Origin of the sequence: Butyricimonas hominis (assembly GCF_014287455.1) — a bacterium.
Classification (GTDB): Bacteria; Bacteroidota; Bacteroidia; order Bacteroidales; family Marinifilaceae; genus Butyricimonas; species Butyricimonas muris.
On record NZ_JACOOH010000003.1, the window covers coordinates 298,020 to 318,212 of the forward strand.

The 20,193-nt window shown below is 44.9% G+C and carries 20 protein-coding genes and 1 tRNA gene; 7 read left to right on the forward strand and 14 right to left on the reverse strand.

Annotated features, from left to right (window positions below; translation table 11 throughout):
• Nucleotides 1–75: 75 nt before the first annotated feature.
• Genes H8S64_RS08080 through tpiA form a run of 3 tightly spaced genes read left to right on the forward strand, consistent with a single transcriptional unit; the run spans nucleotide 76 to nucleotide 2,684 of the window.
• Complete coding sequence (locus tag H8S64_RS08080) at nucleotides 76–612, forward strand: DUF1599 domain-containing protein (protein WP_186975677.1); 537 nt, start codon at nucleotides 76–78, stop codon at nucleotides 610–612.
• Between the two features lie 24 nt (nucleotides 613–636).
• Nucleotides 637–1,884: a BT_3928 family protein gene (locus H8S64_RS08085; RefSeq protein ID WP_222621161.1), complete on the forward strand. Its 1,248-nt coding sequence runs from the start codon at nucleotides 637–639 to the stop codon at nucleotides 1,882–1,884.
• A gap of 29 nt (nucleotides 1,885–1,913) precedes the next feature.
• Nucleotides 1,914–2,684: a triose-phosphate isomerase gene (gene tpiA / locus H8S64_RS08090; RefSeq protein ID WP_186975678.1), complete on the forward strand. Its 771-nt coding sequence runs from the start codon at nucleotides 1,914–1,916 to the stop codon at nucleotides 2,682–2,684.
• A gap of 82 nt (nucleotides 2,685–2,766) precedes the next feature.
• Here the strand turns inward: tpiA and H8S64_RS08095 are convergent, their stop codons facing one another.
• Nucleotides 2,767–3,903, reverse strand: a complete 1,137-nt coding sequence (locus H8S64_RS08095; protein WP_255469475.1) for a hypothetical protein — start codon at nucleotides 3,901–3,903, stop codon at nucleotides 2,767–2,769.
• 107 nt (nucleotides 3,904–4,010) lie between these two features.
• Between H8S64_RS08095 and H8S64_RS08100 the strand changes: the two genes are divergently transcribed.
• From H8S64_RS08100 to H8S64_RS08110, 3 genes are all read left to right on the forward strand, one after another.
• On the forward strand, nucleotides 4,011–4,400 hold the full coding sequence (locus tag H8S64_RS08100) for a fibronectin type III domain-containing protein (protein WP_186975679.1): 390 nt from the start codon (nucleotides 4,011–4,013) through the stop codon (nucleotides 4,398–4,400).
• A 68-nt stretch (nucleotides 4,401–4,468) separates the two neighbouring features.
• Complete coding sequence (locus H8S64_RS08105; protein ID WP_186975680.1) at nucleotides 4,469–4,858, forward strand: fibronectin type III domain-containing protein; 390 nt, start codon at nucleotides 4,469–4,471, stop codon at nucleotides 4,856–4,858.
• A gap of 136 nt (nucleotides 4,859–4,994) precedes the next feature.
• Entirely contained in the window at nucleotides 4,995–8,186 is a 3,192-nt protein-coding gene (locus tag H8S64_RS08110) for a golvesin C-terminal-like domain-containing protein (protein ID WP_186975681.1), read from the forward strand.
• Nucleotides 8,187–8,306: 120 nt separating this feature from the next.
• Here the strand turns inward: H8S64_RS08110 and H8S64_RS08115 are convergent, their stop codons facing one another.
• The 11 genes from H8S64_RS08115 to H8S64_RS08165 form a co-directional block, all read right to left on the reverse strand.
• Nucleotides 8,307–8,933, reverse strand: coding sequence for a DUF6266 family protein (locus tag H8S64_RS08115; RefSeq protein ID WP_186975682.1), 627 nt, complete (start codon nucleotides 8,931–8,933; stop codon nucleotides 8,307–8,309).
• 12 nt (nucleotides 8,934–8,945) lie between these two features.
• Nucleotides 8,946–9,587, reverse strand: a complete 642-nt coding sequence (locus H8S64_RS08120) for a DUF6266 family protein (protein ID WP_186975683.1) — start codon at nucleotides 9,585–9,587, stop codon at nucleotides 8,946–8,948.
• A gap of 409 nt (nucleotides 9,588–9,996) precedes the next feature.
• Nucleotides 9,997–11,019, reverse strand: a complete 1,023-nt coding sequence (locus H8S64_RS08125; protein WP_186975684.1) for an HPP family protein — start codon at nucleotides 11,017–11,019, stop codon at nucleotides 9,997–9,999.
• A 105-nt stretch (nucleotides 11,020–11,124) separates the two neighbouring features.
• Nucleotides 11,125–12,207, reverse strand: a complete 1,083-nt coding sequence (locus tag H8S64_RS08130; protein WP_099292792.1) for an Mrp/NBP35 family ATP-binding protein — start codon at nucleotides 12,205–12,207, stop codon at nucleotides 11,125–11,127.
• Between the two features lie 26 nt (nucleotides 12,208–12,233).
• The gene (locus tag H8S64_RS08135; RefSeq protein WP_099292794.1) at nucleotides 12,234–12,749 is read right to left on the reverse strand and encodes an O-acetyl-ADP-ribose deacetylase; all 516 of its coding nucleotides are present in this window, start codon (nucleotides 12,747–12,749) and stop codon (nucleotides 12,234–12,236) included.
• Between the two features lie 4 nt (nucleotides 12,750–12,753).
• Complete coding sequence (locus tag H8S64_RS08140; protein WP_186975685.1) at nucleotides 12,754–13,290, reverse strand: NUDIX domain-containing protein; 537 nt, start codon at nucleotides 13,288–13,290, stop codon at nucleotides 12,754–12,756.
• A gap of 12 nt (nucleotides 13,291–13,302) precedes the next feature.
• On the reverse strand, nucleotides 13,303–14,016 hold the full coding sequence (locus H8S64_RS08145) for a M48 family metallopeptidase (RefSeq protein WP_255469476.1): 714 nt from the start codon (nucleotides 14,014–14,016) through the stop codon (nucleotides 13,303–13,305).
• Nucleotides 14,017–14,082: 66 nt separating this feature from the next.
• Complete coding sequence (locus tag H8S64_RS08150) at nucleotides 14,083–14,373, reverse strand: hypothetical protein (protein ID WP_099292798.1); 291 nt, start codon at nucleotides 14,371–14,373, stop codon at nucleotides 14,083–14,085.
• Between the two features lie 247 nt (nucleotides 14,374–14,620).
• Nucleotides 14,621–15,688 carry a chorismate synthase gene (gene aroC / locus H8S64_RS08155; RefSeq protein WP_099292800.1) on the reverse strand — a complete coding sequence of 356 codons (1,068 nt, stop codon included), beginning with the start codon at nucleotides 15,686–15,688 and terminating at the stop codon, nucleotides 14,621–14,623.
• A gap of 165 nt (nucleotides 15,689–15,853) precedes the next feature.
• Nucleotides 15,854–16,399 carry an FKBP-type peptidyl-prolyl cis-trans isomerase gene (locus H8S64_RS08160; protein WP_099292802.1) on the reverse strand — a complete coding sequence of 182 codons (546 nt, stop codon included), beginning with the start codon at nucleotides 16,397–16,399 and terminating at the stop codon, nucleotides 15,854–15,856.
• A 133-nt stretch (nucleotides 16,400–16,532) separates the two neighbouring features.
• Nucleotides 16,533–17,705: an OmpA family protein gene (locus H8S64_RS08165; protein WP_227214931.1), complete on the reverse strand. Its 1,173-nt coding sequence runs from the start codon at nucleotides 17,703–17,705 to the stop codon at nucleotides 16,533–16,535.
• Nucleotides 17,706–18,061: 356 nt separating this feature from the next.
• Here H8S64_RS08165 and H8S64_RS08170 point away from each other — a divergent pair.
• A tRNA-Asp gene (locus H8S64_RS08170) sits at nucleotides 18,062–18,135 on the forward strand.
• 44 nt (nucleotides 18,136–18,179) lie between these two features.
• Here the strand turns inward: H8S64_RS08170 and H8S64_RS08175 are convergent.
• Nucleotides 18,180–19,550 carry an FAD-dependent oxidoreductase gene (locus H8S64_RS08175; RefSeq protein WP_186975686.1) on the reverse strand — a complete coding sequence of 457 codons (1,371 nt, stop codon included), beginning with the start codon at nucleotides 19,548–19,550 and terminating at the stop codon, nucleotides 18,180–18,182.
• A 6-nt stretch (nucleotides 19,551–19,556) separates the two neighbouring features.
• The gene (locus H8S64_RS08180; RefSeq protein WP_186975687.1) at nucleotides 19,557–20,144 is read right to left on the reverse strand and encodes a DUF417 family protein; all 588 of its coding nucleotides are present in this window, start codon (nucleotides 20,142–20,144) and stop codon (nucleotides 19,557–19,559) included.
• Between the last annotated feature and the right edge of the window lie 49 nt (nucleotides 20,145–20,193).

Below are 20,193 nucleotides of genomic sequence, written 5' to 3' on the forward strand. Positions count from 1 at the left end.
GAATTATTTGACTAATTTTACACTTCAAAGAAACAACTTATTTTTCAAATTCTGTTACTAAAAAACGATAGAATTATGCCAAACACAGCGCAAGAATATGATAAAGTGATAGATATATGTCAGGATATTTTCGTGAAAAAAATGCAGGATTACGGGACAGCGTGGAGAATACTCCGCCCGACGTCGATCACTGACCAGATATATATCAAAGCGAACCGAATCCGGAGTATCGAAGAGAAAGGAGTCACGAAAGTAGGAGAAGGTATCGTTCCCGAATTTATCGGCATCATCAACTACTCCATCATGGGATTGATTCAATTGCAACTCGGTCCGGGCAACGACACCCCGCAAGAAGAAATATTGCATCTCTACCAGAACTATTTCCTGCAAGCGAAAGAACTCATGCTCGCCAAAAACCACGATTACGACGAGGCGTGGCGGGAAATGCGCGTCAGCTCGTACACGGACTTAATCCTGATGAAAATCAACCGGACCAAACAGATCGAAGATCATCAAGGAGCGACAATCATATCGGAAGGTATTGATGCGAACTACTTCGACATGGTGAATTACGCCGTGTTCGGGTTAATTCGCCTAGTCGTGGAGAATTAAAGACTGAAAACTAGAAAAGTAAACATGATAAGCAAATTCATTCAAAATCTTTGCAGGATCGTCGTCGGTATCGTATTTATCTACTCCGGCTTCGTGAAAGGGATAGATCCGCTAGGGTCGGATTATAAATTCACCGACTACTTCAACGCGTTCGGCATGAGTTGGATGAATGCCACGACACTATTTTTCTCCTTTGCCCTCTCGTTGGCAGAATTCCTGATCGGGATAGCGTTACTGTTCAACCTGTGGGTATCCCGCCTCGCTTGGGGAGCTTTACTATTCATGACATTTTTCACGCCGTTGACATTAGCGCTCGCCTTGACGAATCCTGTCAGTGATTGCGGGTGCTTCGGGGATGCCCTCGTACTGACCAATTGGCAAACGTTCTGGAAGAATATCGTCTTGTTATTATTTGCCATCGTGGTCTTTGTTTATCGCGAAAAGTACAAACCCCAACTTACCCCGCTGGGGCAATTCTCGATGCTCGTGCTCGCGGGAGCTGGAATGTTGTGTCTGTCCGTCTATTGTTACCGTCATTTACCCGTGATAGACTTCCGCCCCTACGCGATCGGTAAAAATATTGCCGAGGGTATGCGGCTACCGGAGGGAGCCGAACCCGACCAGTACGAGGTGACTCTAAAATACAAGAATAGGCAGACCGGAGAAATACAATCATTCACCGAGGAGAACTACCCTTGGCAGGATACCGTGAACTGGGAATACGAGAGTAGTTCGGAACGCTTGGTAAAGAAAGGATACATCACCCCGATACACGATCTCGTGATCGAACACCCGGAATTGGGCAACATCACGGAAGAAATACTTGAAGATGACAATTACACGATACTTGCAGTTGCCTATAATATCAACAAAAGCGACGCCGATGCACAACCCGCTTTGAACCGATTGGCAAATCTGGCGCGGGAAAAAGGATACAGGTTCTACGGTTTAACTTCTTCCTCGCGAAAGGATATCCAAGCCTACCGAACCCGCCATCACGTGCCGTACGAGTTCTGCGCGGCAGACGAGATACAGTTGAAAACCATGCTCCGTTCCAATCCCGGCGTGATTATTTTACGTCAGGGAACCATTCTGGACAAACGCGCGGGGAAAGATATCCCGGATATCAAAGATTTAAAAGACACGGACTTGGCAGCCTATTGCTTGCAGAGTCAACAAGAAATGCAACGGAATTATTTGGTTTACTCCTTTATCCTTCTTTTCTTTGTAGCATATTTACTTTTTCCCCGTATAAAGAAAAGAAGAAACTAAATAAAACACAACGATTTAAATCTATAGACATGAGAAAAAAGATTGTAGCAGGTAACTGGAAAATGAACAAAACCTTCGCTGAAGGTGTCGAATTGGCAAGAGAAGTGAACGACTACGTGAGATACAAGGAAGGTGCAGAAGGCGTGTTGGTTGTTCTTGGAACCCCTTTCATCCATTTGGCAAAGGTGGCTCACAATATCACGGAACCCTCGATCATGGTTTCCTCGCAAAATTGCGCAACCGAAAAATCCGGGGCTTACACGGGTGAAGTATCAGCCGAAATGGTTGCTTCCACCGGGGCAAAATGCGTGATTCTAGGACACTCCGAGAGAAGAAGTTATTACGGGGAAACAAGCCCTGTTCTCGTGAAGAAAGTAGCACAAGCATTGGACAGCAAACTGGAAATCATCTTCTGCGTGGGTGAAGTACTGGAAGAGAGAGAAGCGGGTAAACATTTTGAAGTGGTAAAACAACAACTCGTTGACGGTCTTTTCAACTTAACCCCGGAGCAATTCGCTCACGTGATTATCGCTTATGAACCTGTTTGGGCTATCGGAACCGGCAAAACCGCCACTCCCGACCAAGCACAAGAAATGCACGCTTTCATCCGTTCCGTGGTAGCCGAGAAATACGGGCAAACCGTTGCCGACGATACCTCTATCCTTTACGGGGGGAGCTGCAACGCCGGAAACGCCGATGCGATATTCTCCAACCCTGACGTGGACGGCGGATTAATCGGGGGTGCTTCACTGAAAGCAGCCGATTTCTTCGAAATCATCAAAGCACGGGCAAGACACTAATAACCTCTAAATAAACAATCAGGGGTTGTCAATTACTTTTTTGACAACCCCTGATTGTTTTTCTGATTGTACCTCTCACCGCTCAAATCCCCAAATCCGCCTTATACAACGTGACACCTTCCTCGTGATACTCGCAAAAATAAACCGAGCTACCATCATTCGATATAATATAATAACCCATTTTTTCCTCCGGGTCCGGCAACTCGAACTTTTTGACTGGCTTCAAATTCCAATCAAACACGAATATCGCCTCTTTTCGTAATTCAATTTCTTTATCTTCTTTACTTAAATACCCCTCCACCTTGCACACGATATATTTATCATTCGCCTGCAACGCCTGTACGCTCAAAATCATATCATTTGTAGTGGCGAACGACATCTCCTCTTCGGTACGCCGGATAGACGAATATCTCTTCTCGTTTACCACCTCTCCGTTGTTAAGGTCAAGGGTATACAATATAAATTGGTCGCTCGCCGCGAAAACAGCCTTATCATTACCCTTAGTTTCAATCAAACCTTGAGCGTAAGTCCATTTTATCAAATCGTCTGCATCGATTTGCGTATCTGATGCTTTCTTGACATCAAAACTATCATACAGGATTGTTTCGTAAGATTTTACCCCATTATCACCAAATATGGCAACCGATTTTTTATTGATTTCATCCACTTTTCCTTTCTCGAATTCAAAGGGCGGACGTATTGTCGCAAGCACAGAACCGTTGGGAAGTTTCGCCATGCGGGAAACCCAAAGGTTTTCCGGGGCTGTCGCTACAACCACCTTTCTCTCCTCCACGGGAATATCATCCAATATATCCTTTTTAGCAAAAGTCTTTATCGTGTTTCGCCCCTCGTAAAGCATAACAGCATCTTCCGTTACCTTGAATCCTGTCAATTCATTTATTTCATTTGCGGCAGTTCCTTTCCGTGCTATCACGGCTAACTTTTCCCCTGTATTCAAATCATAGCAAGCACCGCAATCATCCTTCCCGTCCTCGACATACCAAAGCACGGAACCGTCAATCACACAAATACCACTTTCAGCAATAGAATATCTATCAAAAGATCTTATTGCCAATTCATTAGAAAGCTTAAATTCCAACTTCTCGGTAACAGGGAAATCTGTATCCATATCGAAGATTGTCAATTTCTTAGCAGTATTATTACAACTCCCAAAAGTAACACCAACTAAAATCAATAAAAATAAAATTTCTTTTTTCATAGTTGCTTTCTTTGAAAAAATATTGATAATTATTTGCAAATATAAACTATATTCTTAATTTTGCAAATGATATATCCGAATTATGCAACTTACAATCAATAATAGTTATGAAAAAAGATATTTTAAAATCGTTGTTATTTGCTTTTTTAGGTTTGGGTATCACAACGCTAACGTTTGCAGGAGCAAGTACAGCAATTACCGTTCCCGACAAACCGGGATTTCCGTTAGCTATTAATATATGGGAAACGGGATGCCAAATTAAATACCGGGCACCCAAAAATGATGGCGGGAACCCCGTGGCAAATTATTACATTGAATACAGGAACCAATGGAATTTGTCGTGGAAATTCAGGGGAATATCTAAAACTACCGAATATCAATTCAAAGAAATGAAAGAAAATACGAATGCACAATTTCGTGTTAGCGCATCCAATTCAGCCGGAATAAGTAACCCTTCAGGTATTTCTGATTTTATAACTTTTAGAGGTAGGTTTTAATTACATAAAATAAAAACACACAAATAATTACTTTATTATTAATTATTAATCATTAAATTTAAAAGACTATGAAAAGAAACATGTTAAAAACTTTATTATTCGCCAGTTTAGGTATAATCATGGCGATTGTATTTACTAGTGCAAAAGTATCTATTTCCCCTCCTGATCCTCCAGGAATACCCCTTGTTATAGAGATGCATAAAGACAACTGTAAAATAAAATACAGTGCACCCCTCAGAGATGGAGGAGCACCAATAATAGGATATTTTGTCGAGAAAAAATATATATCGGAGGAAAGGTGGACTCTAATAAACCTACGCCCTATTATCGAACTTGAATATACCGTTGATAATTTGACCGAAGGAAAGCAGGTACAATTTCGTGTTTACGCAATAAATGCAGCAGGACGCGGTCCAGTATCAGAAGCTTGTGATCCCATAACAGTTAGAGAACACTAATTGTTATAAAATACAACCACCCGAATAATCCTTAACACGATTTTCGGGTGTGTTTTTCTATATAAAAAATGCTCTCTATTGCACAACACTATTTCTATTCAATATTTATTACGTACTAAAAATAAATCTTATAATCATGGAAATAACAGCTTTAAAAACGGCAATCTCGTACGAGAGCAAGCTGGTGAGAAGGAATTGGTTATTTTACCTTTTCATCCTTGGGGTGTTGGGATACACGATAAGTGTTTTGATTCCATGGGATAGTTTTTCCTTTAAATGGAAGGATATTGCATTTGCGTCATCCATTCCCTTGCGCGGGATTTACTTTTTGAACCTGTTTCAATCACTAATCGTCACTTTTCTTGTCTGTGATATCCAAAGAAAACAGAAAAAAGCCGAAACGCGAGAGGTGCTTTCCGTACGACCTATTGGCAACGGCGAATCCTTCTTCGGGGGATTTCTGGGTATTCTTATCCCGTTTTTGTCGGTGGATGTTATTTTTATGATCGCCTGCGTCATTATCAACATATTCACGCCCGACTCCCCCGTTAATCTCTGGGTAAATCTTTTTTATCTTCTCACTCGTGTGCTACCCTCGCTTGCTTTTATCACCGGGCTGTCCTTGCTTATAAACAAGGTGGTCAAACTCCCTTTGATCAGTTGGCTTATCCTGACCGGTTTTCTTTATTTCTCGTATAATTACTTGACAACACCTCTTCACGGGATACTGGATTTTCGAGGATATTGGCTGCCTGACTCTTTTTCCACGATAGCCGGGTTCATGCATATAGAGGATTACATGCTCCAGCGAAGTACATTCTTGCTGTTGGGAATTAGTTTTCTTTGTTTTGCCGCACCTCTCACGAAAAGACTCCCCGGCATACCCGGTCGTAATCCTTACTATATCATTCCCGCCTCCCTGTTGCTAGTGCTTTCCTTGTGCATGGGATACCTCTATGTTGAAAAGTTTCAGACCCGTTTGGAAAACAGAATCGCATATCGTGAAACTTTCCAGAGATACAACGAGTACCCCACGGCACGCATACTCACCCACGATATCACGTATCGCCCCAACGGGAATAAATTCTCTGCGACAAGCCACATGAAAATCGCCAACCAGCGAAAAACAAAAATAAATCAATTTCCGCTCTTTTTAAACCCGGGACTCACTATCAACAAAATAGAATCCGGCGGACAAAGCGTTCCCTTTCACAGGAACTGCCAAGTAATAGTCATCCAACGCCCCCTCTCCCCGAATGAAAACATTGAACTTGAAATAGAATACGAGGGAAACATCGACGAGGATATTTACCAGGTAAACATCCCCGACGAGGATTACTTTGCCCCCGTAACTTTCACCTCGTACACCGAAAATTACGGGAAACGCTACGCTTTCCTCTCGGGTGACTTCACCTTGCTTATTCCGGAGGTGATGTGGTACCCGATGGCGGTTGCCCCGATAGCATTACAGGCATCCAAAGAGGTCAATTTCACCAGCTACACGCTTCGTGTAGAGAACCCGGGAGAACAAACCGTTTTGTCCCAAGGCGCCCCCGCGAGAGAGGGAAAAAGTGTCACGTTCCATAACGTACAAAACCTCACCGGGCTAAGCCTCTGCTTGGGAAACTACCAAAGGAGAGTGATCACCATTGATTCCGTCACAGTTGAATTATACACTTACCCGGAGAATGACTTCTACATGAAAGCTCTCGATGAATGGAAAGCCTTGAAACAACCGAAAAAACTAAAGGAAGTATCCGAAAAATGTAAACATCGAATCGAGGAGCGCCAACTCAATCCTTATCCTTTCAAGCATTTCAAACTAATTGAAACCCCTCCGTCCTTTTTGCAAGGAAGCATATCTAGTGATAACGCACAACCGGAGATCGTCTTTTTCGAGGAACGGCTTGCCACAATCTCTGATAATAACCCTAGTAATCTTCCCTTAGGTATTTCCCAAAACAGAAATGTGCATGAATACCTGTTGACACAGGGCATTCCTTGGCATTTAAGCAATATGAATATTGCCCGTGTCTTCTCGGGGCACACCCGCAGCGTAACGTCCGACAGGTACTTGGGAATGGACTTAATATACAACCAAATGCTAAAACCGTTAAAATCGTCGGGACTTTCTGTAAATCCGAAGTCACTCGCTCGTATTGTGGAAAAAGGATTGCAAGAAAGCATCATGGAAGAATATAGTTTGGAACAAAGTATTGCCATTCACCTAAAAGTATCCCACTTGCTGGCACACCTCACGACGATCACCACCTGGGATTCCCTGAACCGGTTTATAGCGGAATTTAACACACATGCCCATTTCCGGGAAATTGATTTCGATTCATTTATTAATGATTTCGAACAACGTTTCGGGCAGAACATCCAGGCTTACATGGATGAATGGTACACGAGTCACAAGATCCCCTCGTTGGCAATAAAAGACCTGACTCATAAAACAACAGAAGAAACACACATTCTGGACTTCAAGGTGGGTAATTTCAGCGAAACGGACGGTATTATTTCAGTAATCATTAAACATGATGTAGATGGATTTGAAAACGATATAATAAAAAACTGGAGAAGCTACCAGATTAAACCCGGGGAATGTAAACGCATCATCGTCCATGAAGATGCGAAAGGCAGCATCGAATTGAACACTAACTTCTCAGGCAATTTACCAAAAACAATTCGACTTCACCAAGAAGAAGCATCTCAATTATCGGGCAAGATACCCAAAGAAGGGGTCACCTTGCTCGAGAGAGAGCAATTCTATCCCCCAGGAGAGATTATTGTTGATAACGAAGACGAAAACTTCCGCTTGATTGATTCCGCAAACAATCGCTTGCGATTGACTGATTTGTTCCAAAAAGAAGAAAAGGGAGAATATATGGTCATGCACACCAACAACAAAACGAATACATGGGGACTTCCTAGTTTGCTTCCAATATATTACGGAGAAAGTGTCCGTAGCGCTTTTACAAAAAAAGCCGGCACGGGAAAGTTCAAGGCAGAATGGGTGGCAAACCTCCCGGAAGCAGGTAAATACGAAATATTTATCTATCGACCTCAGTTCAGAGACAATAATTATCCGGGAATGAAAAATTATTATACGGTCTACACGCCAGAGAAAAAAGAGGAAGTCGTTCTTGAAATCGAAAAAGGTGATCCCGTTTGGGTATCCCTCGGCAACTTCACCCTTCCGGCAGGGGAATCCCGTGTCGTACTGGACGATCGGGGAGTCTCTATCGAGGAGAAGAGCTATGGAGGAGTAATAAAACATGATCAATTAATAGTAGCCGACGCCGTCAAATGGGTAAAAATTAAATAATAACGAGATCGCCCAAAAGTAAATTATATCTATCCCACAGAGCACACCTAAAGATAGTATTTTTAAGCATAAAATAAGGCTTTATCACTGAAATTCAACTGATAAAGCCTTATTTATATATTACCCCAATATTCCCAGCGTCCCCGATGCCTTTCGCCCGTTGGCGCTGGCGGCAAACCCGTAAACGACCAGTTGCCCTGCGTCCCACTCCTCGGGCAGCATCCATGCCAATTCGCCACTCTCTCCCCTCGTTCCCAACTCCACGAGCCGACTTCGTTGCAACACCCGCTCGTACACCACGCCGAACAAACGATCGTCTTTCGCGGCACGAGGCATCAACGGTTGCCGTTCCCACCGGAACAGCACTTGCCGTTCGTTCGCTTCTATTTCTGCCCCGACCCGGGGAATGTCGAGTTCTCCACCCGACAGGGAAAGCGATAACCAATCCAAGGTCACGTTCATATCATCGTCCACCTTGACTTTCCCGACATTATCCTTCATGAAACAATTCAGGCAAACCTTCTTCGAGGAAGAACAATACCCTGTCTCCAAAGCAGCGTTAAAACTACGCCGCAGTTTCGTGATCACGCTCACCCGAGTACGCTGTTTCAACTGCGCCGGCGTCTTCGCATCCTTCACCTCGAACGCCTTTGCCCGCGCCACGTGCTTGTCGCCCAACTTGTACGTCGTCACGTTCCCCACGGAACCCGAGATATCTTGAAATATAGTAGGATTGAATGTAGCCATAACCGTGATGATTTAAGATTTACAAACAGAGAAATACATGCACGAGGAATAACGCCGTCCGTCAGCCGCCCCGAAGAAACAGTACAGGTGAACCTCGTTCCATTCCCCTCCCGGGATACTCGCGACACCCCGCCCGTCAGCGCGACATCCCGTCACGTTCTCCAACACCACGGGTTGATACGGCTCGTTGTCAAAAATAGCTGCCACCATCAACCGGTCTGTCGATTGTGCCGTGACAGTCGAGGTATTATCCAGCCACTCCATCTCCACCTTCCCCGCATCCCCTTTCACCATTCGCATCCCGAACGGCAATTGTAAACTACCGTCCGCCAGAACCAGACGGGGGTAATCGACGTAATCATTCACCCCGAACACTTTCATGTTCGCGTGTAGGAACCAATGGTAGCCCGAACGCCGTTCCTCTTCCCGTGCCACGATCGTGTACACCCGTTCCAGCACGCTTCCCCTCGTCGCCCGGTGCATCGTCTGCGCTCCCGGTAACTTGGAGCGTTGCGCTGTCTGCCCCTCTGTCCGGGGATTCGCTATGGTCTTGGGTGCCTTGCGCGCGTGCGTTTTCTTCCCGACCTTGTAAATCACGTAACCATCAAGTTTACCTAAAGCACCATCTAAAATAGAGCCGTCCAATATCGCCATTCTTTCTTTTATTTCGTTAAACATGCTGCCGTACACCTCAAGTATTCCTGCGATACACGGCAATTATACTATTATCCTAGTTTAAAATAACAGGTAACAAATATATAACAAATTTTATTCAATTCCTAATAAAATACTATATTTTTATAATTGTAATAGGAGATGAATAGGAGTTGAATGGGAGTTGAATAGGAGATACTATAAAGAAACTATAAATATGAATAATATATAATTTATATCATATAGCTTATTTTAACAGAAACTATTTAGGAATCGAGCGTGAAATTTCTCTTTGTTGTGTTTCAAAAAAAAGTTTTGCATCTTAAAAATTTGCACGGGAAAACAAAGATATCACCCGTGTTTGCAATGAAACTCTCCGGTACAAAAGTCCATAAAACCTATAAAATCATCATATTCTTTTCCGAAGATCCCGAATAAACGGGGGAATCAGACAGACTATCAACTGTGCCCTAGGCCAAGCCAGACATCTTTGGAAACATATCATCGCCAACCCGATAAACATTGCAGCCCCTACAAGTACCTGCAAAGGCAACCACAACAGCCCCTCCCGGGGAATAATCATCGGAATCAGAGCCACCGCTCCGGCGGGAGCAAAGAACTTTCCAAGGAACTCGAAAAGCGTGAACAGGCAAACAAATATCATAAAAGCAACTATAAATTCCGGGATACCGAAATAATAATGCCCGATAAACTGGAATGTCACGCCGAGTATTGCCGCCACAAACAGAACTAATAACACTTGCACCGGTCTGTCGCGAAACCCCGCTTTAGAATTGGCAAATTCCACGTAGGTAACAATCAACGGTGGAAGAATAAAGTAAAGATTCGTCGTGTAAATCGCTAACCAAGCAACGGCGAGCATGTTGACAAGCAAAAGCGACCAACGTTGCAACCGCTCCCCCCGCCCCCTCTCCGCGGGAACAAACTCTACCATTGTCCTCAATTCTTTTCTTTCCATCCACCATTGCCCGCAAATCACGATCAAAGACATCACGAGTACCGCCAATGGATACACCCAACTCTCCGTTCCCAACAACACGGGCAACATACAGGCAGACACCAAAGGGACAAGCGTGGAACGGGTCAAAGTCAACCCGATTGCCGCGCAAGAAAACGCTAAAGCAAGGTTTCCGATCAACGGCAACGGCGAATAACGCACGATACAAACTCCGGCCGCGGCACCAAGCGTCATTAACACGACAACAAGCAAACGACGCACCTGCCATACCCGCTTATCCACGATCCACATACCGATTGTCAGTGCCGCCATTTCCGGAAATATAATTTCCTTCTCTCCCAACCATTCTGCCACACCGATCATCAGCAATATCATCAACATAGCATAAAAATAACGCTTACGCTGTATAACATCTCCAAACAAAGGTTTTCCGGCAGCACTTCTAATTACCATGAATGAAATAGTTTATAAAGTTCATAAAGTTTATAAGGTTTATAAAGTTACCAAACATCCTGAATACAGGTATCGGGACTTTATAAACCTTACTCCTCTTATTCTTTATCCTTTAGTTACTCTAACCCGGTGAGCGGTTTCCCCGGTTTCCTCTACCGCCGCCACGACATTGCGGGCTAAATCCCGGAATGCCTCGCCGGTAACCGTGTTCTCGTCCAAGGCGACGGGTGTACCTGCCTCTCCCCCTTCCATGATACTCTGCACGATAGGAATTTGTCCCAACAGACGCAATCCTTTCTCGTCAGCCAGTTTCTTCGCGCCCTCTTTACCGAAAATATAGTATTTATTATCCGGCAATTCGGCAGGAGTAAACCACGACATATTTTCAACCACTCCCAACACGGGAACTTGTATCCCGGGGGATTCGAACATATTAATACCTTTTACGGCATCCGCCAGTGCCACTTGCTGCGGGGTACTCACCACGATCGCCCCGCTCAAGGCTACCGTCTGTACCAGCGTCAAGTGAATATCGCTCGTTCCCGGGGGAAGGTCTATCAACATGAAGTCCAATTCATCCCAGAAACCACCCTCAACCATCTGTTTCAAGGCATTGGAAGCCATCGGACCTCTCCACACGGTAGCGGAATTAGGGTCAACGAAGAAACCGATAGAAAGTAATTTCACCCCGTATTTAACCACGGGATCAATCAACTCTTTCCCGCCGACTTCAACCATATAAGGACTGGCATCTTCACAATCGAACATCTTCGGGATGGAAGGACCGAAGATATCCGCGTCCACTAGTCCCACTTTATAACCCAATTTAGCCAGAGCAACCGCCAGATTGGAAGCGACGGTAGATTTACCGACTCCCCCTTTGCCGGAAGAAACGGCCAAGATATGTTTCACTTTTTCCAACGCTAAAGGTTTCTCCAAGTCATGCACGAAAACCGTTTCAACCCGTACCCCCGTGTAATTCAATTTTTCCTTCAGCAAAGCCTCGCATTTCTTGCTTACCGCACCCACGAACGGGTCGTTCGCTTTCTGGAATACCAGACGGAAGCTCACTTGCCCGTCTTCTACCTTAATATTCTGCACCATATCCAGTGCCACGATACTTTTCGACGTTCCGGGATATTTCACCTCCGCCAACACGTCACGTATCTCTTTTACAAGTTCTTGCATAATATCCAATATGTTATTGTAAGATTTTAAATTTGCATGTTCATTTTTGCGCTTTCCACGATTTCACGTGCCCGATGATTGTAACAAGCCACGACGACCTGTTCAAAATCGGGATGTGCTATCAGGAAAGTCATTATTTCCCGAAGTGCTATCCGGGCGGCATCCTCCATCGGGTAACCGTAAACACCCGTGCTAATCAAGGGGAATGCTATCGTTTTCAACCCGTTCTTCGCCGCCAACTCAAGACTGTTGCGATAACAAGCAGCCAGAAGTTGCGGTTCCCCGTGTTGCCCGTCCGAATAAACCGGTCCCACGGTATGAATCACGTGTCGGGCTTTCAAGTTATAGCCTTTCGTGATTTTCGCCTCCCCGGTCTTGCACCCGCCTAAAGTCCGGCATTCAGCCAGCAACTCTTTTCCCGCCGCCCGATGAATGGCTCCATCGACACCTCCACCGCCTAACAACGAAGAATTGGCAGCGTTCACGATAGCGTCCGTGTCTAACACGGTAATATCCGCTTCTATAATTTTCAATCTCTCCATAGGATTATATTTTATCAGGAATCAACGTTTGTACCCGTTTCAAATCGAACGCGGCGAAACGCTTGTCCGGTTGTTCAAAACCACTTAATTGCAAATAAACTTTCACTTTCAATTGTTGCAGCGCTTTCCGGAACATATCCTCGTGATCAAAAGCCAAAGAAGGCATCTCGAGGATATCATACCAGCGGGCATCCGCCGCGTCATCCTGTCCCGAAACTTTCATACCGCGGGGATCCACCAAAGCGTAAAAAGCGACCGTGATCGTTCTTCCCCGGGGATCCCTGTCTACCGCCGAAAAAGCATGGAACTGTTCCGCGAAAACATCTTTCATCCCGGTCTCCTCTTCCAGTTCGCGGGCAGCACACTCTTCAACCGTTTCGTCCATGTTCAGGAAGCCTCCCGGGAAAGCCCACCTTCCCTTGAACGGTTCGCCTCCCCGTTCGATAAGCAACACCTGCAACTTTTGCCCGTCAAAACCGAAAATAACGCAATCGGTGGTCACCGCCGGACGAGGATATTGATAACAATATTTTTCTTCCATAATCAAATTCATTTATACCCGTGTATTATACTCCCTCAACCGCCCGCGAAGTTTCATGCAATCGGGACAAACTTTCTTCATTAACGCCCAAAAGTCGGCGGAATGATTCTTCTCCACCGTGTGGCAAAGCTCGTGCAGGATGACATAATCGATAATCTCGTCGGGTAACTTCATGAGTTTCACGTTCAGACTGATGTTATCCTCGGCGGAACAGCTTCCCCAGTTCGATATATTGTTCCGGAAAGATAAATCCCTGTACCGGAAACCGAAGCGCTCCGCCAATTCCTTCACCCTGCCCGGCAAATATCGTTTGCTTTCCATACGGTATACCTCCACGAGGAAACTCTCCACGTAAGGGGCTATTTTCGCGTAATCGGTATCGCGGGGAATATACAACCGAATTTCCGTGCCTTCTATCTTATAGCGGGGATGCGGCTCGTCACAAGCGAGTACCTTCAAAACGTGGAATTTAGTCTTCACCTCGGAATCCATTCCCAGTCCCACCCCCGTGTCTTTCTCGTAAGTTTTGATCTTCGCGAGATTGGTCTTGATCCATTCCTGTTGCGAAAAGACAAATTCTTCCACTTTCCGCCCACTCACCCCGTAAGGAACATTCACCCACACGCCTCTGCCCGGTGCCATACGCACCGAGAGGAAACGGATATTCATACCCCGCCTCACTTTCACTTTCGCTATTCCCGGTAAAATAATCTCGTCCTGCATCATTTAAAAAAAGAGGCCGTTTAAAAGCCTCTTTTCAGTCCTTAAAGTCTATAAGGTCTTCCCGATTAGTTAAGCATTCTTCTTGATAAGCTCGCTCAAACGAGTAAATTCGCCATCTATCGTTTTCAACAAATCGATAGAAATCCCTTTATAGTATGCTTTCGCTTCTTTCTTGTCGTTAAAAGACTTACGACCGGAAATCTTGCTTCTCACTTCATTTCTATATTCAACCATGTCCTTCACGATATTGACAACCTCAGGGTCATTCTTCTCCGTGGTAGAATTGTAGTTCATACAATCAGCGATTACCGCGAAAGTCAAGTAATCAACATCTTTCTTCAATCTTCTTATACTTGCCATAACAAATGATATTTAATTTCTACAAAAGTAATAAAGATTATATCCAAATCAAACAAACGGACGACTAAAAATTACGTGGCAAAAGTGTCAAAATGCTTTTGCCACGGTTCATAAGGTTTATAAAGTTCATAAAGTAACGAGTGTCCTTCGGACAATATTTATCGGCAGCTTTGCTGCCGTAGACCAAGCGCCCGCAGGGTCTATAAACCTTATGAACTTTATAAACTTTATGAACCTTATAAACTAACTAAAACCGCCCCGCCTCCAGCAACATATCCAGCACCACCATAGCCGCCATGGATTCGACCACCGGAACCGCACGAGGCACAACGCAAGGATCATGCCGCCCGTGAGCGGAAAACCGGATTTCCTCGCCCGAACGGTTCACGGTTTGCTGTTCCTTCCCGATTGTCGCTACCGGTTTGAAAGCTACCCGGAAATAGACGTCCGCCCCGCTGGTGATACCGCCTAATATTCCCCCGGCATGATTGGTCAGCGGTTTAATCTGCCCGTTCTCGGTCACGAACACGTCATTATGCTCGCTTCCCCGCATCGCGGCGGCATGAAAACCTTCCCCGTACTCGAATCCTTTAGCGGCATTTATTCCCATCATGTAATACCCCAGACGAGCTTGAAAACGATCAAACACGGGTTCACCGACTCCCGCCGGAAGTCCCCGGATCACGCAACTCACCACGCCCCCGACGCTATCCCCGTCCGCCTTCACTTCCCGTATTAAAGTTTCCATCTCCCGGGCAATCCGCTCGTCGGGGCAACGTACCACGCTCTCGTCTATCCGGTTCAGTTCCAATTCCGTGTACGGTTTATTCACTTCCACGCTACCGATTCGAGAGGTGTAAGCCTGAATCGAAATACCGCGAGTCCGCAGTACCTGTTTCGCTATGGCACCAGCCACGACACGAGCCACGTGTTCACGGGCAGAAGAACGTCCTCCTCCCCGGTAATCCCGAATCCCGTATTTTGCCTCCACGGTATAGTCCGCGTGAGAAGGGCGATACACCTCTTTCAGCGCCTCGTAATCCCGGCTTCTTTGGTCTTGATTGCGCACGATAAACCCTATCGGCATCCCCGTGCTCTTGCCCTCGAATATGCCGGAGAGAAACTCTACACGGTCCTGCTCCGCCCGTGCCGTTGTCAAATCCGATTGTCCGGGTCTGCGCCTGTCCAGTTCTCGCTGCACTTCCTCCGGCGACAGGATATACCCTGCCGGACAACCGTCAACGATACCTCCCATCGCCTCCCCGTGCGATTCCCCGAATGATGTCAGCGTGTATAACTTCCCGATCGTGTTCATTGAATGCAATTGAAAATTGAAAATTGAAAATTGAAAATGAACGAATCACTGTCAATAATACAATCTCCAAGGGTTAATAAGGGAATCAAATGTATGAAAAAAAATGGAAAATCAAGATCACGTGAATCTTAATTTTCCATTTTCAATTTTCCATTTTCAATTGTATCAGTGGCAGCAACCGTCACTGCAACCTGAACCGCATCCGCCGTCGTCAGAGCCACAACCGTGACACCCGCCGCATTTGTGTGAATGCAAGGCTTCCAGTTCCTCGTCGGTCGCATCTCTTACCGCTAATACTTTACCCTTGAAATATAAATCTTTACCTGCCATCGGGTGGTTGAAGTCCATTTTCACGAAATCATCGCCCACCTCGGCAATCGTACCGTTCAAGTGACGTCCCAGACTATCCTGCATCGGTAACGTGTTACCGGGTTGCAATTCGTCAGCCTCTACCTCGGCAAATATATCTTTAGGCAATTCTACAATCATGTCCTCGTTTACCTCCCCGTACCCGTTAGCCGCCGGAATCTTGAAATCAAAAGAATTTCCGGTATTCAAGTTCAACAGGTTCATCTCGAAATATTCGAGAGTCTGTCCTTGTCCGCAAATAAATTCCAACGGAGTACTTGCATCCGCGATCTCGATTGGTTCTGCATCCGCTGCCGTTCTCAACTCATAGCTCACGGTCACATGCTTATTTTTTGTTATCATTTCTCAGTTATTTAATTATTCAAGTTGCAAAGATACAATTAAAAGCCGAAAGCGGAAAGTTAAAAAACAGGTAAAAAAATATCGGGATGTCAAGACACCCCGATATTTTTGCCCGTTTTTACCCGATACCCTACTAATCCACTATTACAACTCGGTTCATTGCTTTGTCCGAGAAATCGCTGACTCCGCCTTTGCCGACAACCTGAAGTTGGTTTGCATTCACTCCAAATTTCTTGACGAGAATATCGGCAACGTTACGAGCCCGTTTTTCACTCAATGCCTGATTGAATGCAGCCGAACCCGTGGCTTTATCCGCGTAACCAAATACTTTGTATTTCTTGTCCGGAGATTTCTTGATGATCTCGGCGTAAGATTTCAAATTCTCCATTTGACGTTTGTCGATATTTGCTTTATTGATAGCAAAGAATACATACAAAGCGGGGGCTTCCACCTCTTGTTTTACCACGGGGGTCTGTTCTTTCCGGCGAGCTTGTGCCAATTCATCCTCCAATTGTCCTATTCTACTGATAGCATCAGCCAAACGAGATTCAGCCGCAGTCAACATCGCGGGAGAAACACCCGTGTTAACGATTTCCTTTCTTTCTTTTCTGAAGAAACGATCCTTGAATTTATAAGTAAACCCGACGGTCACACTCACGAATCCCTCAGCCCGATGATTATCCACCTGACCATCAAACTCCTGCGGCACCAGATGCCCGTTGATATCCAAGTTAAAATCGAAAGCATCCGAAATACGGAATTTATTATTAATGCCACTCACGAACATAAATTTGGTACTACCGCCTCCCGTGTAAGCGTGCGCCATACCAAAACCGGCCAAAAATACAGTTTCATAAAAACGATCCGTACGATAACCGCCTATCCAGTTGGCTAAATTCACCATACCGTCAACATGTATGTTAAATTGATCCCATTCCTGTTTGTACAACCCGCGATTATCCGGCGCACCTTTGGCATAAATATTATTGGGATCATCCGTTAATCCCTTTAAAGTAAATCCCCCGGCTTGCAATCTCACACCGAAAGTTGGCATGAACCATTTCCCCACGGCTATATTAAACGCCGGAGTGATACGTCTTCCAAAACGGCTATGGTGATCACGTTCCCCAAAGTAAACCTGTCCCCCGGCACCTGCCGAAATAAACCAATTATCCCAGAAGCGATTAGTAACGAATCCTCGCCATGAACCGGCTTCTTCTTCTACTATAACAGTCTCTTTCACTTGTTGTGCTGAAGCGATTAAAGGCAAAACCACTACCAGCAGCATAAAAAATGTCTTTTTCATACTCTCTACATTATTTATAATTTTGTCGATTATTTGCTAATATATAGCTTGTTTATCATACCTCAAAATACGGTAACTCCTGTAAAAACGTTACACAAAACACAAATAAAAATTGTGTTAAAGTATATTTTAACATATTCATGCCCTTTACCTCCTAAAGCCAAAAACAAAAATAAACAATCCAACAACTTATTAATCATATAATAACACATGATATTCCCACACGAATCCTGAAAACTTCACGAGTCACACGATCTTCATTTTTTTTCTACTCACCATTGCAGAATCAAAAACATGCATTATATTTGCAACCGCAAAAGAAAATAACAGAGGTTGTTTTCACGCATTCAAAATTAGGTCTGGTAGTTCAGCTGGTTAGAATACATGCCTGTCACGCATGGGGTCGCGGGTTCGAGTCCCGTCCAGACCGCAAAAAAACTTCGGAAATTAATTCCGAAGTTTTTTTATGCCTTTTCACGAAAGTAACTGATTCATCGACTCGCTCATACTGGGGTGAGTGTAAATGAAATCCCGCAAAAACGTGTAATCCAAATCCGCTTTCATCGCCAAAGCGACCAGATTAATCACTTCGCTTGCTTCCGGACCGAATAAAGTACACCCAAGAATTTTATTGGTTTTCTTGTCAATAATGACTTTGAATAAACCGTTGGTTTCTCCTAATATTTTCACTCTCGGGATAGCTGCCACGGGTAATTTCTTAATGATAATGTCAAGGTTTTGTTTACGGGCATCGTCTTCATTTATCCCGATACGAGCCAAGGGCGGATCAATGAACACGGAATAGCTCACTGGCAAACGGTCATTTTGGTCACGCTCCTTGTTACCGAATAGATCCTCTCGGATAATTCGATAGTCATCCAATGATATGTACGTGAATTGTAATCCGCCTTTCACGTCACCAATGGCACGGATAGCAGGTTGTGTAGTCCGTAAATGTTCATCTACAATAATAGCGCCCCGATCATCAATCTTTACCCCGGCTGCCTCTAAATTAAGCCCTGTCGTGTAAGGTCTGCGCCCCGTGGCCAATAATACCGCATCAGCCTCCAGACTAAACGCCACATTCGCTCGCGTATCCATGAATTTAACCGATGCTTTATTCCCCGTGTTCACGATAGACTGCACCTTCGCACCCACGCGGAATACAATCCCTTTCTTCTCCAAGGCTTTTTTCACTTCTTCCGCGATATCCCTGTCTTCACGAGGTATAAGTTCGGGAAAGCCTTCCAGCACAGTTACCCGTGAACCGAAGGACGCGTAGATCGATGCAAATTCCAACCCGACGTACCCGCCACCGACGATAACCAACTCGCGGGGGAGCCCGGTAACTTCCATTATCGAGGTACTGGTATACACGAACGGGTTGTTCTCGATTCCTTCTATCGCCGGAATAACTGTTTCCGCCCCGGTATTGATAAATATATGCTTTGATTTCAATTCCATTCTTTCATTTTTCATCTGCACGGCAACAACCTCGGGTGATACAAATGATCCCGTTCCGGTATACACGGTGATATTCGGATCATCCGCCAAGTTATGGAAATTTTTATTTCTAAGAGTACCGGTAACATCTTCCTTTATCGCGATTGCTTGTCGATAAAATTCTGCTTTTTCCTCGAAAGACGAGTCCTTTAACCGGGTAGCGAATTTCGCTTGATATACTAATGCCTTCGTGGGAATGCATCCGATATTGATACATGTACCTCCATACATTTTATCCGAACGTTCGATCATGGCAACAGTCCATCCTCGTTTTGCCAGATCAGCGGCAAGCGTCTTTCCGCCTTTGCCGAAGCCGATAATAATCGCATCAAATTCTTTCATAACCTTCTATTTTAATTGATTCAAAACTCTTTTCGCGCTATCAGAGAGCACGACAAGCGCTCCCGCCAAAATAGCCGTATCTTTTATAACCAGTCGTCCCGCCCCCGTCAACAACGGGAAACCGTGTTCACCGCTTCCCAAATCGGGAACCCATACTTCGGGAGTAGTCACGAGAAACGAGAGAGTACCTAACGTCATGATAATAGCCAGCACGGCACCTATCAAACCAATCTTGGAAGAGAAAATACCCAAGAAGGTCAAGATGCCGATAGCCATAATCAAAATTCCCAACCCGCGAGAAAAACCGTACGTGTTGTTTGCCACGTGCCATTGATGTTTTACCTCGTTGTACTCTCCCTCTTTCAACTTATAATCTTTATATTCCGGGGTGCTCTTCGTGTAAAAGAAACTCATAAAAGGACTATTAGCCACGAAAGGCACTATTCCCTCCGCCTCATAATTCCAGAATTTCAGTCCGCCAATCCACATGAAAATCACAAGAATAGCTACCCGTATCAGGTTAATACCTAATTTCTGACTTGAAGCAGCAACACGCGAAAACGTAACAAACAAAGAAGATAATTTCGCCATCATTTTAATCTAAATTTAAGGGTTATACGTATGACACAAAATTCGTTCGTTT

Bases quoted from the DNA above. Each gene is read 5' to 3' on its own strand.
- H8S64_RS08080 (WP_186975677.1), top strand. From the start codon at position 76: ATGCCAAACACAGCGCAAGAATATGATAAAGTGATAGATATATGTCAG.
- H8S64_RS08085 (WP_222621161.1), top strand. From the start codon at position 637: ATGATAAGCAAATTCATTCAAAATCTTTGCAGGATCGTCGTCGGTATC.
- tpiA (WP_186975678.1), top strand. From the start codon at position 1,914: ATGAGAAAAAAGATTGTAGCAGGTAACTGGAAAATGAACAAAACCTTC.
- H8S64_RS08095 (WP_255469475.1), bottom strand. From the start codon at position 3,903: ATGAAAAAAGAAATTTTATTTTTATTGATTTTAGTTGGTGTTACTTTT.
- H8S64_RS08100 (WP_186975679.1), top strand. From the start codon at position 4,011: ATGAAAAAAGATATTTTAAAATCGTTGTTATTTGCTTTTTTAGGTTTG.
- H8S64_RS08105 (WP_186975680.1), top strand. From the start codon at position 4,469: ATGAAAAGAAACATGTTAAAAACTTTATTATTCGCCAGTTTAGGTATA.
- H8S64_RS08110 (WP_186975681.1), top strand. From the start codon at position 4,995: ATGGAAATAACAGCTTTAAAAACGGCAATCTCGTACGAGAGCAAGCTG.
- H8S64_RS08115 (WP_186975682.1), bottom strand. From the start codon at position 8,933: ATGGCTACATTCAATCCTACTATATTTCAAGATATCTCGGGTTCCGTG.
- H8S64_RS08120 (WP_186975683.1), bottom strand. From the start codon at position 9,587: ATGGCGATATTGGACGGCTCTATTTTAGATGGTGCTTTAGGTAAACTT.
- H8S64_RS08125 (WP_186975684.1), bottom strand. From the start codon at position 11,019: ATGGTAATTAGAAGTGCTGCCGGAAAACCTTTGTTTGGAGATGTTATA.
- H8S64_RS08130 (WP_099292792.1), bottom strand. From the start codon at position 12,207: ATGCAAGAACTTGTAAAAGAGATACGTGACGTGTTGGCGGAGGTGAAA.
- H8S64_RS08135 (WP_099292794.1), bottom strand. From the start codon at position 12,749: ATGGAGAGATTGAAAATTATAGAAGCGGATATTACCGTGTTAGACACG.
- H8S64_RS08140 (WP_186975685.1), bottom strand. From the start codon at position 13,290: ATGGAAGAAAAATATTGTTATCAATATCCTCGTCCGGCGGTGACCACC.
- H8S64_RS08145 (WP_255469476.1), bottom strand. From the start codon at position 14,016: ATGATGCAGGACGAGATTATTTTACCGGGAATAGCGAAAGTGAAAGTG.
- H8S64_RS08150 (WP_099292798.1), bottom strand. From the start codon at position 14,373: ATGGCAAGTATAAGAAGATTGAAGAAAGATGTTGATTACTTGACTTTC.
- aroC (WP_099292800.1), bottom strand. From the start codon at position 15,688: ATGAACACGATCGGGAAGTTATACACGCTGACATCATTCGGGGAATCG.
- H8S64_RS08160 (WP_099292802.1), bottom strand. From the start codon at position 16,399: ATGATAACAAAAAATAAGCATGTGACCGTGAGCTATGAGTTGAGAACG.
- H8S64_RS08165 (WP_227214931.1), bottom strand. From the start codon at position 17,705: ATGAAAAAGACATTTTTTATGCTGCTGGTAGTGGTTTTGCCTTTAATC.
- H8S64_RS08175 (WP_186975686.1), bottom strand. From the start codon at position 19,550: ATGAAAGAATTTGATGCGATTATTATCGGCTTCGGCAAAGGCGGAAAG.
- H8S64_RS08180 (WP_186975687.1), bottom strand. From the start codon at position 20,144: ATGATGGCGAAATTATCTTCTTTGTTTGTTACGTTTTCGCGTGTTGCT.